The 12,532-nt window shown below is 69.7% G+C and carries 13 protein-coding genes; 7 read left to right on the top strand and 6 right to left on the bottom strand.

Annotation, left to right across the window (positions count from 1 at the left end):
- The first annotated feature begins 5 nt into the window (after positions 1-5).
- Positions 6-860, top strand: a complete 855-nt coding sequence (locus ACFOW8_RS11790; protein ID WP_378549961.1) for an acyl-ACP desaturase — start codon at positions 6-8, stop codon at positions 858-860.
- Positions 861-893: 33 nt separating this feature from the next.
- Here ACFOW8_RS11790 and ACFOW8_RS11785 read toward each other — a convergent pair whose 3' ends face one another.
- Positions 894-2,303 carry a class II fumarate hydratase gene (locus tag ACFOW8_RS11785; protein ID WP_378549958.1) on the bottom strand — a complete coding sequence of 470 codons (1,410 nt, stop codon included), beginning with the start codon at positions 2,301-2,303 and terminating at the stop codon, positions 894-896.
- A gap of 248 nt (positions 2,304-2,551) precedes the next feature.
- Here ACFOW8_RS11785 and ACFOW8_RS11780 point away from each other — a divergent pair, with 248 nt between their 5' ends.
- From ACFOW8_RS11780 to ACFOW8_RS11765, 4 genes are read left to right on the top strand one after another with little or no spacing between them, the layout of a single operon-like run.
- Complete coding sequence (locus ACFOW8_RS11780) at positions 2,552-3,241, top strand: TenA family protein (protein ID WP_378549955.1); 690 nt, start codon at positions 2,552-2,554, stop codon at positions 3,239-3,241.
- Entirely contained in the window at positions 3,238-4,260 is a 1,023-nt protein-coding gene (locus tag ACFOW8_RS11775; RefSeq protein WP_378549952.1) for an ABC transporter substrate-binding protein, read from the top strand. Before ACFOW8_RS11780 ends, ACFOW8_RS11775 begins: the two co-directional genes overlap by 4 nt.
- A complete protein-coding gene (locus ACFOW8_RS11770; RefSeq protein WP_378549949.1) occupies positions 4,238-5,047 on the top strand; it encodes an ABC transporter permease in 810 nt (269 codons plus the stop codon). Before ACFOW8_RS11775 ends, ACFOW8_RS11770 begins: the two co-directional genes overlap by 23 nt.
- Positions 5,040-5,846, top strand: coding sequence for an ABC transporter ATP-binding protein (locus tag ACFOW8_RS11765; RefSeq protein ID WP_378549946.1), 807 nt, complete (start codon positions 5,040-5,042; stop codon positions 5,844-5,846). The genes ACFOW8_RS11770 and ACFOW8_RS11765 overlap by 8 nt, the downstream gene beginning before the upstream one ends.
- Positions 5,847-5,917: 71 nt before the next feature.
- On the opposite strand, the gene glpX is transcribed toward ACFOW8_RS11765, so the two are convergent.
- The gene (glpX, locus tag ACFOW8_RS11760; protein ID WP_378549943.1) at positions 5,918-6,961 is read right to left on the bottom strand and encodes a class II fructose-bisphosphatase; all 1,044 of its coding nucleotides are present in this window, start codon (positions 6,959-6,961) and stop codon (positions 5,918-5,920) included.
- Positions 6,962-7,085: 124 nt separating this feature from the next.
- Here glpX and ACFOW8_RS11755 point away from each other — a divergent pair, with 124 nt between their 5' ends.
- The gene (locus ACFOW8_RS11755) at positions 7,086-7,655 is read left to right on the top strand and encodes a DUF4245 domain-containing protein (RefSeq protein WP_378549940.1); all 570 of its coding nucleotides are present in this window, start codon (positions 7,086-7,088) and stop codon (positions 7,653-7,655) included.
- Here ACFOW8_RS11755 and ACFOW8_RS11750 read toward each other — a convergent pair whose 3' ends face one another.
- The 4 genes from ACFOW8_RS11750 to ACFOW8_RS11735 form a co-directional block, all read right to left on the bottom strand.
- On the bottom strand, positions 7,656-9,098 hold the full coding sequence (locus tag ACFOW8_RS11750; protein WP_378549937.1) for an FAD-binding oxidoreductase: 1,443 nt from the start codon (positions 9,096-9,098) through the stop codon (positions 7,656-7,658).
- Between the two features lie 92 nt (positions 9,099-9,190).
- Positions 9,191-9,439, bottom strand: coding sequence for an exodeoxyribonuclease VII small subunit (locus ACFOW8_RS11745; protein ID WP_378549934.1), 249 nt, complete (start codon positions 9,437-9,439; stop codon positions 9,191-9,193).
- Positions 9,436-10,725 (bottom strand): exodeoxyribonuclease VII large subunit, encoded by a 1,290-nt coding sequence (gene xseA / locus ACFOW8_RS11740; protein WP_378549931.1) that lies wholly within the window; start codon positions 10,723-10,725, stop codon positions 9,436-9,438. The genes ACFOW8_RS11745 and xseA overlap by 4 nt, the downstream gene beginning before the upstream one ends.
- Before the next feature lie 81 nt (positions 10,726-10,806).
- Positions 10,807-11,394 carry a lipid droplet-associated protein gene (locus ACFOW8_RS11735; RefSeq protein ID WP_378549928.1) on the bottom strand — a complete coding sequence of 196 codons (588 nt, stop codon included), beginning with the start codon at positions 11,392-11,394 and terminating at the stop codon, positions 10,807-10,809.
- A 114-nt stretch (positions 11,395-11,508) separates the two neighbouring features.
- On the opposite strand from ACFOW8_RS11735, the gene ACFOW8_RS11730 reads away from it, so the two are divergent.
- Positions 11,509-12,510: a 4-hydroxy-3-methylbut-2-enyl diphosphate reductase gene (locus ACFOW8_RS11730; protein ID WP_378549925.1), complete on the top strand. Its 1,002-nt coding sequence runs from the start codon at positions 11,509-11,511 to the stop codon at positions 12,508-12,510.
- Positions 12,511-12,532 lie beyond the last annotated feature (22 nt).

The following is a 12,532-nucleotide window of genomic DNA, read 5'->3' as shown; positions in this document are numbered from 1 at the left end:
TCCTGGTGCAGAAAACTTTGACCGACCGCGAGCTGCTCGATTCGCTCGCGGACGTGGTGGAAAGCAACCTGACCCGGCACATCGAGGCGGCCGAGGGCTGGCAGCCGCACGAATTCGTGCCGTGGTCGGACGGCCGCAACTTCGCCTTCCTCGGCGGCGAGGACTGGGCCGCCGACCAGGCGGAGCTCGGTGAGACCGCCGTGCTCGCGCTGACGGTGAGCGTGCTCGTCGCCGACAACCTCCCCTCCTATCACCGCGAGCTGGGCAAGCATCTGCGCACCGGCCCGTGGTGGCGCTGGGTCGGCCGGTGGACGGCCGAGGAGAACCGCCACGAGATCCTCATCCGCAACTACCTCATGGTGACCCGCGCGGTCGACCCGGTCGCGCTGGAGCGGGCCCGCATGGCGCACATGACCGCCGGCTTCAACCGCCCACCGCTGCACCTGATCGAGGTGCTGGCCACCTGCGCGTTCGAGGAACTGGCCGCCGCCATCCGGCATCGCAACACCGCCGCGCTCGGCGAGAACCCGGTCGTCACCGCACTGGCCGAGAAGCTCGCCGCCGACGACGAACTGCAGGCCGATTTCTTCGCCGAGCTCGTCGCCGCCGCCCTTGACTTGGTCCCCGACCAGGCCCTGCGGGCCATCGCCGACCAGGTCGCCGCGTTCCGGGTGCCGCAGGTGGAGCTGCCGGGCGGCGGCTCCAGTGACGAGGCGCTGGCCGCGGCGGGCATCTACGATCCGGCGCGCGAGGGTGAGCTGGTGTTCGCGCCGCTGCTGCGGCGGTGGAACATCTTCACCCGCACCGATCTTGGCGAGGAAGGCGAGAAGGCCCGCGCCGAACTCGAGCTGTATCGATAGCGGCTGGCGCCGCGTGTTCGGGGCTGGGTCGAGCTATTCGGCGGTCCGCTCGATATTGGTCATCGCGAGCACGTTCAGCTTCTCGTCGAGTTCTTCGATGGAGAGCTTGTCCGGGGTCAGGCCGCGGTCGATGACAGTCTGTCGGATCGTCTTCTTCTCCCGCAGTGCCTGTTTGGCGACGGCGGCCGCCTCCTCGTAGCCGATGGCCGAGTTCAGCGGGGTGACGATGGAGGGGGACGATTCGGCGAGGGTGCGCAGGTGCTCCTCGTTCGCGACCAGCCCGACCACGCACTTGTCGGCGAACAACCGGGACACGTTGGCCAGCAGGCGGATCGACTCGAGCAGATTGCGCGCCAGCACCGGAATGTAGACGTTGAGCTCGAACGCCCCACTCGCGCCGCCGAACGCGATCGCCGCGTCGTTGCCGACCACCTGCACCGCCACCTGGGTCACCGCCTCCGGCAGCACCGGGTTCACCTTGCCCGGCATGATCGAGCTGCCCGGCTGCAGGTCGGGCAGTTGCAGTTCGCCGAGGCCGGTGAGCGGGCCCGAACCCATCCAGCGGATGTCGTTGGCGATCTTGGTCAGGCTCACCGCGATGGTGCGCAGCGCACCTGACGCCTCGACCAGCCCGTCGCGCGCCGCCTGCGCCTCGAAGTGATCCTGTGCTTCACGCAGTGCGTCGATCCCGGTGGTGCGCACCAGCTCCGCGACCACCTTCGTCCCGAACCCGGCCGGTGCGTTGAGCCCGGAACCGACCGCGGTGCCGCCGATGGGCAGTTCACCGAGACGGGGCAGGGTGGCCAGCGCCCGCTCGATTCCCGCCGCGATCTGCCTGGTGTAGCCCCCGAACTCCTGGCCGAGCGTCACCGGGACCGCGTCCATCAGGTGGGTGCGTCCCGACTTCACGACGGTCCGCCACTGCTGGGACTTGTCGAGCAGCGCCAGCCGCAGATGGTCGAGCGCGGGAACCAGCTCGGTGATCAGCGCCTCGGTCGCGGCCAGATGCGTTGCGGTGGGGAAAGTGTCGTTGGACGACTGCGACATGTTCACGTCGTCGTTGGGGTGCACCATGACGCCGTCGCGGGCCGCGATGGAGGCGATCACCTCGTTGGCGTTCATGTTCGAGCTGGTGCCGGAGCCGGTCTGGAACACGTCGATCGGGAACTGGTCGTCGTGCAGACCGTCGGCGATCTCGGTCGCCGCCGCGATGATCGCGTCGGCCTTGGCCGGATCCAGCAACCCCAGGTCCTTGTTGACCTGCGCGCACGCGGCCTTCAGCAGCCCGAGCGCCCGGATCTGCGCCCGCTCCAGCCCGCGGCCGCTGATCGGGAAGTTCTCCACGGCCCGCTGCGTCTGCGCCCGCCACAGCGCGTCCACCGGAACGCGGACCTCGCCCATCGTGTCGTGCTCGATGCGGTACTGCACGTCGTCGTCAGCCATACCCCGACCCTAGGACGAGATCGGCCGGAATGGGGTTCGCCGGGCAGCGGAGAATCCCACACTCCGGCGCGGAATAGGAACCGGTCACCGTCGCCGACACCTACGTCCCCTTCGTCCGGATCGGCACTGCTATCGTCGGTCGCGGACACGGGGTGCTGCGTCGAGACCGAGACGGAGCTGAGAACACACCCGCGAACCTGTTCAGGTAATGCTGACGAAGGGATGTCACGGCGTTGAGCGCCCAAAGCATGACAAGTGGTCGGTTCACCGACGAACTCTGGGACCGGACCAAGGCCCTGCGGATCGCTATCGACGATCTCGAATTCCTGCGGCGGCTCGGCGACGGCACCCTGTCGACCGAGGTGTTCGCCACCTACATCGAGCAGGATTCGCTGTACCTGACCGGCTACGCGAAGGCGCTGTCGATCCTGGCCGCCAAGTCGCCGGATCCGCAGACCGCGGCCTTCTGGGCGAACTCCGCCGCGAACGCGGCCGCCGTCGAATCCGCCATGCACGCCGAACTGCTCGCCAGTGGCGCGCTGCCGCCGCGCACGAGTGCCCCCGAGCATTCGCAGACCTGCCTGGCCTACGTCTCCTATCTGATCGCCGCAGCGGCGACCGAGTCCTACGCGGTGGCCGCCGCCGCGGTGCTGCCCTGCTTCTGGATCTACGCCGAGGTCGGCCGCGAGCTGGCCGCGAGCGCAGCGCAGGTGGTGGCCGCCGATCCGGCGCACCCGTACGCGCGCTGGGTCACCACCTACGGTGCCGAGGATTTCCAGCAGACCGCCGCGACCGCGCGGAGCCTGGTCGACCAGGCCGCCGATGCGGCGAGCGAGACCGAACGGACCGCGATGGCGACCGCGTTCACGCTCGCCACCCGGTACGAGTTGCTGTTCTGGGACACCGCCCTGCACCCGCAGCCATGGCCCGCGGCATGAGGGGCCACGTTCGCCGCGCGCTCGCGGTTGTCCTCGCTTCGATCGCCCTGGTGTCGGCGCTCACCGCCTGCGGTTCCGGTGGCGGTTCCGCTGAGACGATCCGGTTCGCGCTGGACTGGACGCCGAACACCAACCACACCGGACTCTACGTCGCCATCCAGCAGGGCTATTTCGCCGAGGCGGGCCTCGACGTGCAGATCCTGCCGTACAACAACACCTCGGTCGACACCGTGATCGATGCGGGCAACGCCGAATTCGGGATCAGCACGCACAACTCGGCGACCTTCGCCCGCGCGGCGGGCGCGCACGTGAAGTCGGTGCTCGCGCCGTTGCAGCACTGGGCGACCGGCATCGGCGTGCGCGCCGACCGGGCCGATATCGCGAGCCCGAAGGACCTGGACGGCAAGACCTACGCCGGATTCGGCGATCCGGGTGAGCAGGAAGCGCTGCAGCAGGTCATTCGCAACGACGGTGGCACCGGTGATTTCACCTCCGTGACCCTCGGCTCGTCCGCCTATGAGGCCGTCTACTCGGGCAAGGCCGATTTCACCGTCTCCTACCTGGCGTGGGAGGGCATCGAGGCCGAACATCACGGCACGCCGATGAAGTACTTCCGGTACACCGACTTCGGGTTCCCCGATGCCTACGCGATCGTGATCGACGCCAACGAGGACTGGCTCGCCGCCAACCCCGACCGCGCCCGCGCGTTCGTGCAGGCGCTGCAACGCGGCTACCAGTTCGCCGCCGACAACCCGGACGCCGCCGCCCGTGACCTGCTCGCCGCCAATCCAGGCGCGTTCAACGATGAGGACCTGGTGTTCGAGAGTCAGCGCATGCTGGCCGAGCAGTTCATGAAGGACGCCGACGGCCGGGTCGGCACCCAGACGCCGCAACAGTGGGCGGCGAACTCCGGCTTCCTGTACCGCGGCGGCCTGCTGAACGGGCCGGACGGTAACCCGCTGACCACCGAACCGGACTGGTCGAGCTACTTCACCAATGAGTACCTCACCAACCCGTGAGCTCACGGTAGGACCGACGGGCGGCATCCGCTGGGTCGTGCCGTCCGTGGTGGTGGTGGCCGTGCTGGTCGCGGTCTGGCAGCTCTATGTCACCGTCGGCGGCGTCCGTCCGCAGGTGCTGCCGTCGCCGGTGCGCGTGCTGCGGCAGGGCTGGGCGCATCGCGAGGAGATCGGCACACACGCGGCCGCCACCTTGCAGGTGACCCTGCTCGGGTTCGCGGTCTCGCTGACGCTGGCCTGGTTGCTGGCAATCGTCGTGGACTTCTCGCCGTGGTTGCGGCGCGCGTTCGTACCGCTGTTCGTCGCGTCGCAGACTCTGCCGATCGTGGCGATCGCGCCGCTGATGATCATCTGGTTCGGGTTCGGGCTGCTCCCCAAGATCCTGGTGGTCTCCCTGGTCACCTTCTTCCCGATGGCGATCGGGCTGATCGAGGGCTTCGCCGCGGCCGACCGGGAGGCGGGCGCGTTGCTGCGCAGCATGGGCGCGTCGCGGGTGCAGGAGTTCCGGTATGTGCGGTTGCCGTCGGCGGTGCCGCGGTTCTTCACCGCGCTGCGGATCGGCATCACCTATGCCGTGGTCGGTGCGGTGTTTGCCGAATATGTCGGTGCCAGTAAGGGTTTGGGCATCTACATGAGTCTGCAGAAGAACTCGTTCCGCACCGACCTGGTGCTGGCGGCGGTGCTGGTCACCGCGCTGCTGAGCATCGCGCTGTATCTGGCGACCTTCGCCGTGGAGCGGCTGGTGGCGCCGTGGGCGCTCGCCGGGAACAGGAGCGGCCGTGGCTGAGGATCGGCTGATCGTCGACGGGGTGACGAAATCGTTCTCCCGTGGACGCCGGGTGCCGGAGCTGGCGGTGCTCGGCGGGGTGTCGTTCACCGTCGCGGCGGGCGAGTTCGTCAGCGTCATCGGGCCGAGCGGATGTGGTAAGAGCACCGTGTTCAATATGCTGGCCGGGCTGGAGACTCCCAGCGCGGGCACCGTCGAATTCCGCGCGAGCGGCAGCGCCGACCCGGCCGCGCACTGCGCCTACATGCCGCAGCGTGACCTGCTTTTCCCCTGGCGCAGCATCCTCGACAACACCATTCTCGGCTTGCAGGTGCAGGGTGTGGCTCGGCAGGAGGCCCGCCGCCGAGCCCGCGCCCTGTTCCCGGTGTTCGGCCTGGCCGGGTTCGAGGACGCCCGTCCAGCGCACCTGTCGGGCGGGATGCGTCAGCGGGCCGCGCTGCTGCGCACTGTCGTCCAGGATCGCGAATTGCTGCTGCTCGACGAACCTTTCGGTGCCCTGGACTCGCTGACCCGCACCGAGATGCAGTCCTGGCTGCGGGAGGTCTGGCAGCGTTACCGCTGGACGGTCCTGATGATCACCCACGACATCCGCGAGGCCGTGTTCCTGTCCGACCGCGTCCTCGTACTCTCGGCCCGCCCCGCTGTCGTCCGGCACGAACTGCGCGTCGACCTGCCACGGCCCCGCGACCTGTCCACCATCACCACCCCGGAGTTCGCGGCGATGGAACAGGAATTGCTCGAGATCCTCCACGAGGAGTCGCGGCGCGCCCTGGCGGAGCAGCGAGACACGAAGCATTGACGTAGTCCCGATAGTTGCCGAGCCACCTCGGGAATGGGGGCCGCGCACCGTCGGGTGCGCGGCCCTCGGCGTCAGGGCAGGGGTGGGGTGGCGCTGTCGTCGCCGTCGAAGTCGACCGAGGAGTACTCGCGTAGCTTGGTCAGGCGGTGGTAGGCGTCGATCATGCGGACGGTGCCGGACTTGGAGCGCATGACGATGGACTGGGTGGAGGCGCCGCCGCCGTAGTAGCGGACGCCGCGCAGCAGGTCACCGTCGGTGACGCCGGTGGCGCAGAAGAAGACGTTCTCACCGGCGACGAGGTCGGTGGTGGACAGCACCCGGTCCAGGTCGTGGCCCGCGTCGATCGCCTTCTGGCGCTCCTCGTCGTCCTTGGGGGCCAGCATGCCCTGCAGCTCGCCGCCGAGGCAGCGCAGCGCGGCCGCGGCGATGATGCCCTCCGGGGTGCCGCCGATGCCGACCAGGATGTCGACGCCCGACTCCGGCCGCGCGGCGGCGATGGCCCCGGCCACGTCACCGTCGGAGATGAGGCGGATGCGCGCGCCCGCGTCGCGGGTCTGCTGGATGATGTCGGCGTGGCGGGGCCGGTCGAGGATGCAGACCGTGAGGTCGGAGACCGAGGACCGCTTGGCCTTGGCGACCCGGCGGATGTTCTCGCCGATCGGGGCGGTGATGTCGATCGAGCCTGCGGCGTCGGGACCGACGGCGATCTTGTGCATGTAGAACACGGCCGACGGGTCGAACATGGCGCCGCGCTCGGCCACCGCGAGCACCGCGATGGCGCCGGGGGAGCCCTTCGACATCAGCGTGGTGCCGTCGATCGGGTCGACCGCGAAGTCGACCTCGGGGCCGGTGCCGTCACCGACCGCCTCGCCGTTGTACAGCATCGGCGCTTCGTCCTTCTCACCTTCGCCGATGACGACGACGCCGCGCATGGAGACCGAGCTGACCAGCTGGCGCATGGCGTCGACGGCGGCGCCGTCACCGCCCTCCTTGTCGCCGCGGCCGACCCAGCGGCCTGCCGCCATCGCTCCTGCCTCGGTGACGCGCACCAATTCCAGCGCGAGGTTGCGGTCGGGTGCCTCGCGGCGGCTGGGGGCTGGCGATGATGCCGTCATTGCGGAGTGCCTCCTTGGCGTTGGTGTACGGGGGCAATTGTCGCATTCGGATCGGCACGGCCGTGCACGACTCCTGCCATGCCCCGTGGACGGCCCGACCTGACCCGAGTGGATACTGGTAGCCGTGGCCCAGCAGAAACACCGGATCTTCAACGACTATCGCGACCTGTTCTGGTCGCTGATCCCGTTGGTGCTGATCTCGATCGTGCTGGCCGGCGCGGCGAGCCAGTGCTCGGTGGCGACGAACGGCCCGACCCAGGGTCAGATCCCGCACTTCGACGCCGACGCCGCCCTGCGCTCCGACGCCGAATCGCTGTCGTTCCCGATCCGCCAACCCGCGCTGCCCGAGGGCTGGGTGTCGAACTCGGGCAGTCGCGACACCATCGTCGCCGACGGCGGCGGCCCGGTGAGCACCATCGGCTACCTGACCCCGCAGTCCACCTACCTGCGTTACTCGCAGTCCTCGGCCACCGAGGTCGCACTCGCCAGGCACGTGCTCGGTTCCCGCTACGCCACCGGGACCACCGACGTCGCCGGCCAGAAGTGGGTGCTCTACACCGACCCCATCGAAGAACCGGCCTGGATCGCCGACCTCGGCGACGTGCGGATCCTGATCACCGGCGCGGGCGACGAGGCCGCCTTCACCACCCTGGCCGAGGCGGTCACCACCGCGCAGCCGCTGGCGAAGTCGTAGTCAGCCGGTCAGCCGGTAGGACCAGCCGTTGTTGGGCAGCGCCGTCGAGGTGCGCAGCTCGGTGGCGACGACATCGTCGAGCTTGCCCTGGGCCAGCAGGCCGTAGGGGTCGAATTCCCGCTTGAAGCTCGCCTCCTTCGGGCCCCACGGCTTCATCCCACCCGCGCCGAGCACCGGGGTGTGCGGGTTGGCCACCGACAGTCCGGCCCGCTGCAAACGTTCGGTGACCTCGGCCAGGTGCGCGCGGCTCTCGAACGCGAAGACCGGTGAGCCCTGACAGGACACGCCGCCGTCGATCCGCTTCAACTCCACATGCAGCGGGCCGAGGTCGGCGAACTCGCGGTGCACCCGCACGATCGACTCGTACAGATCCGTCGTCGGGTACAGCGCCATCAGCCCGACCAGGCGTTCGTCGTGACGCTGATAGTGCAGCAGCGAATGACCCCAGGTGAACTCGTACAGCGGCACACCGTAGGCGCCCTTGCCCTCCAGACAGCGGTAGCGGATCCGGCCGCCGTTGGCGCGCACCAGGTCCTCCACCTCGGTGACCGATTGCACCGCCGCCATCAGCAGCACCATCGCCTCGCCGTCGGGCACCAACCCGGCGAGCCCGGGGAAATACCGCGGCAGCGGATGCGCGTGCGGCGAGACGACCTTCTTGAGCACCCCGTCGCTGTGACAGATGTCGACCGAGAACCGGGCGGCCTGCTCGAACTCGGGGAAGGTGATCACCAGCTCATGCCATTCCCAGGCCGGCGCCACCGGCAGCTCGACCTCGGTGATGATGCCGTTGGCGCCGTAGGCGTGGTGCACGCTGTTCACATCGCGCCCGCGCAGCTCGATCAGGCGCGGATGCTCCTCCACCGTCATCACCTCCAGCGCGGTGATGTTGCCGGTATCGCGCAGGATGCCCCACTGGCAGCTGCCGATGCCCGCGTGCCCGCCCGCGATATAGCCGCCGACCGTGGCCCGCTGCGCCGTGGACGGGTGCATCCTGAGCTCCCACCCCGACGGGCGGATCGTGGCATCGATATCGGCGACGACGGTCCCGGTGCGGGCGCGCACCGTGGTCGGCAGTCGCCTGCCGTGCTCGCCGTGCCAGCCGATCACGCCGGTCAGCGCGGTGACATCGATCACCGCGCCACCGTTGAGCGGCACCCCCTGACCGAACTGACCTGAGCCAGCGCCGCGCACCGTGATCGGGACACGGTGCCTGGCGCAGGCGGCCACCGCGGTGCGCAGTTCGTCCTTGTCGCGCGGTGCGATGAAGATCTCGGCATTGCGGCCGCGCAGCAGTCCACGCAGGGCGGGATTCTCGGTGAACCGGTCGCGGCTCTTGGTGCGCAGCTTGCGGGTGTCGGTGGAGTGCGCGATCCCGCCCAGCTCACCGCACAGCCCCGCGATCACCTCGGCGCGTGATCTTCCGTCGACGAGAACTTGCACGGCGCCTCCAGCTCGCTGACCAACGCCGACCAGCGTGCCCGGCCCGTGTTTCGGCGGCGTAAAGGCGAAATTTCTCCCGGTAACCCGGCGGTTCAGTCCGCGTTGGGCTCGGCGTGCGCGATGGCGGCCTCCACACGCTGCCTGGCACCGGCGAGGTGCTGCTCGCACCGGGTGGCGAGGGCTTCGCCGCGCTCCCACAGGGCGAGCGAGTCGTCGAGGTCGAGTCCGCCCTGTTCGAGCATCTTCACCACGTTGACGAGCTCGTCGCGGGCGCGTTCGTAGCCGAACCCGGCGATCTCGGCGATGGTGTCGTTCTCGGAACCGGCGTCGGGCACGGTCATCTCCCCTGGTCGGTGGTCGGTGTCAAGCGCTGGGTGCCGAGGGCGGCCGCGCTCACCGCGCCGTCGGCGACGCGAACGCGCAGCTGGCTGCCCGCGGGCGCGTCGTCGATCGAGCGGACGACGTGACGTTGCGGCCCGGCGACGCGCTGCACGACAGCGTAGCCACGGGCCAGCGTGGCGGCGGGACCGACGGCGGTGAGCTTCTCGCGCAGGTGCGTCGTGGCGGTCGACTCGGTGCGCAGGGTCTGCTCCACCGTGCGGCGGGCCGCCGCACGCAGACGTTCCACCTCGTCCTGGCGATGCCGTAGTTCGCGCAGCGGATCGGCGAGCACGGGACGCGAACGCAGCTGGGCGATGAGATGGCTCTCGCGCTGCACCCAGCCGCGCAGGGCGGCGGCCGAGCGGGCGCGCAGCTCGCGCACGCCTGCGAGTTCGGACGCGGCATCGGGGACGACGCGCTTGGCTGCGTCGGTGGGTGTCGCGGCGCGCACGTCGGCCACGAGATCACTCAGGGGCGAGTCGGGTTCGTGGCCGATGGCGCTGACGATCGGGGTGGTCGCGGCGGCGATGGCCCGGCACAGCGCCTCGTCGGAGAACGGCAGCAGGTCCTCGGTGCTGCCGCCGCCACGGGCGAGCACGATCACGTCGACGGCCGGGTCGCGATCGAGCGCGGTGAGTGCGTCCAGGATCTGAGGCACCGCGGTCGGGCCCTGCACCGCGGTGTTCTTGACGACGAAACGCACTGCGGGCCATCGGTTCTGGGCGACGGTCAGGACGTCGTGTTCGGCGGCGCCGCCGCGCCCGGTGATCAGCCCGACGGTGCCGGGCAGGAACGGCAGCGGCCGTTTGCGCCGCGCGTCGAACAGGCCCTCCGCGGCCAGCAGGGCCTTGAGCCGCTCGATCCGCGCGAGCAGTTCCCCGATGCCGACCGGGCGGATCTCGGTGACCCGCAGCGACAGGGTGCCGCGGCCGGTGAAGAACTGCAGCTTGCCGTACACGACCACGCGACTGCCCTCGGTGAGCGGAACGGGGCTGCGCCGCAGCAGATCCGGGTCGCAGGTCACCGACAGTGACATATCGGCCGAGGTATCGCGCAGTACGAGGAAGGCGGTGCGGGCGCCTGGCCGCAGATTGATCTGGGTGAGCTGGCCCTCCACCCAGACACTGCCGAGCCGATCGATCCACTGCGCCACCTTCACCGCGATCGAGCGCACCGGCCACGGCTGCTCCGCCGAACTGCCCGGTACGCCGGTCTGCGCGGCAGCGCCGGAGCCGTCCTCAGTCATGTCTGTAGGTATACGCGGCGGTACCGACACAAACAAAAGTGGCCGCGACCGTGTCGGTCGCGGCCACGGTGAGACAGGGGGCTACTGCGCCTGGACGGTGGCGATCCGGTTGGTCAGCATGGTGACGAAGGGCGCGCGGGCGCGGGTCTGCTGCTCGAAGGCCAGCAGCTGGGCCAGCTCCTCCACGGTGAGCATCCGCAGCCTGGCGCGCAGCTGGGCCAGCGTCATGGCCGGGTAGTCGTAGCGGATGGCGACCTCGGGGGCCTGCGGCTCCGCGGCGGCCTCCTCCTCGGTCTCTTCGGTCTCGTCGGCTTCGAGCACCAGCACCGAGGCGGGCTCCGGCGAGCCGGCGGCCCGCGCGTCCTCGGTGGAGAGATCGAAGCGGCTGGCGTGACCGTTGGTGGTGACGGCGGGCTCCGGCGCGAGGTCCTCGTCGAAGGTGGCCCACGCAGGCTGCTCCTGCGGCGCCGAACCGAGACGTTCGAAGACGCCATCGCCCTTGAGCGCGAGACTGGTGACGAATTGCTGCACATGCATGGTCGTCTGGAGCACACGGCTGATCGCGGAGATCGGGAAGTTCACCGCGGCGGTGGGTAACCGCCGGGTCTCTTCCCACGCGTAGACCGCGGCGCCCGCGGCGACCCTGGCCAGGAACGGAGGCTGGAACATGGTCCCAGCCTGCCGCAAACCGCGTGTGATGCAAAGGTCGAGACCGCCAGGATGTGACCCACGTCCTTCGATCCGCCCTGATCCGCCCGGTACCGCGCACGTAAGCTGTGGGATATGACCTCGGCAATCCCCTTGAACGTCGGTATCGCGCGCTCGGCGGGCGCGGCGGCCACCGGTGGCAAGCGCGTACTGCTGGCCGAGCCGCGCGGCTACTGCGCAGGCGTCGACCGTGCCGTCGAGACGGTGGAGAAGGCGCTGGACAAGCACGGCGCCCCCATCTACGTCCGCAAGGAGATCGTGCACAACCGGCACGTGGTCGAGACGCTACGCGAGCGCGGCGTGATCTTCGTCGACGAGACCGACGAGGTGCCGGAGGGCGCGCTCGTCGTGTTCTCCGCGCACGGCGTCGCGCCGATCGTGCACGAGACCGCCGCCGAACGGAACCTGCGCACCATCGACGCCACCTGCCCGCTGGTCACCAAGGTGCACCAGGAAGCCAAGCGGTTCGCCCGCGACGACTACGACATCCTGCTGATCGGCCACGAAGGCCACGAGGAGGTCGAAGGCACCGCGGGCGAGGCGCCCGAGCACGTGCAGCTCGTCGACGGCCCCGACTCGGTGGACAAGGTGACCGTGCGCGACCCGTCGAAGGTGATCTGGCTGTCGCAGACCACCCTCTCGGTCGACGAGACCATGGAGACGGTGAACCGGCTGCGCGAGCGGTTCCCCACGCTGCAGGACCCGCCCAGCGACGACATCTGCTACGCCACCTCCAACCGGCAGACCGCGGTCAAGGCGATGGCGCCCGAATGCGATCTGGTGATCGTGGTCGGTTCGCGCAACTCGTCGAACTCGGTGCGGCTGGTCGAGGTCGCGCTCGGCGCCGGCGCCGGCGCCGCCCACCTGGTCGACTACGCCCGTGAGGTCGACCTGGCCTGGCTCGACGGCGTGCGCACGATCGGGATCACCTCGGGCGCGTCGGTGCCGGAGATCCTGGTGACCGGTGTGCTCGACCTGCTCGCCGAGCACGGCTTCGGCGAGGTGCAGCCGGTGACAACGGCCAACGAGACGTTGGTGTTCGCCCTGCCGAGGGAGCTGCGCGCCGCCCGTCGCTGACACCGACCGACACGTTCGATCC

Origin of the sequence: Nocardia rhizosphaerae, from assembly GCF_042650365.1 — a bacterium.
Lineage (GTDB): Bacteria > Actinomycetota > Actinomycetes > Mycobacteriales > Mycobacteriaceae > Nocardia > Nocardia rhizosphaerae.
This window is presented reverse-complemented; position numbering and strand designations above follow the sequence as displayed.

Coding starts and splice junctions, on each gene's coding strand:
- ACFOW8_RS11730 (WP_378549925.1), top strand. CDS start 11,509: ATGACCTCGGCAATCCCCTTGAACGTCGGTATCGCGCGCTCGGCGGGC.
- ACFOW8_RS11735 (WP_378549928.1), bottom strand. CDS start 11,394: ATGTTCCAGCCTCCGTTCCTGGCCAGGGTCGCCGCGGGCGCCGCGGTC.
- ACFOW8_RS11780 (WP_378549955.1), top strand. CDS start 2,552: ATGACAAGTGGTCGGTTCACCGACGAACTCTGGGACCGGACCAAGGCC.
- ACFOW8_RS11770 (WP_378549949.1), top strand. CDS start 4,238: ATGAGTACCTCACCAACCCGTGAGCTCACGGTAGGACCGACGGGCGGC.
- ACFOW8_RS11775 (WP_378549952.1), top strand. CDS start 3,238: ATGAGGGGCCACGTTCGCCGCGCGCTCGCGGTTGTCCTCGCTTCGATC.
- ACFOW8_RS11785 (WP_378549958.1), bottom strand. CDS start 2,303: ATGGCTGACGACGACGTGCAGTACCGCATCGAGCACGACACGATGGGC.
- glpX (WP_378549943.1), bottom strand. CDS start 6,961: ATGACGGCATCATCGCCAGCCCCCAGCCGCCGCGAGGCACCCGACCGC.
- xseA (WP_378549931.1), bottom strand. CDS start 10,725: ATGACTGAGGACGGCTCCGGCGCTGCCGCGCAGACCGGCGTACCGGGC.
- ACFOW8_RS11745 (WP_378549934.1), bottom strand. CDS start 9,439: ATGACCGTGCCCGACGCCGGTTCCGAGAACGACACCATCGCCGAGATC.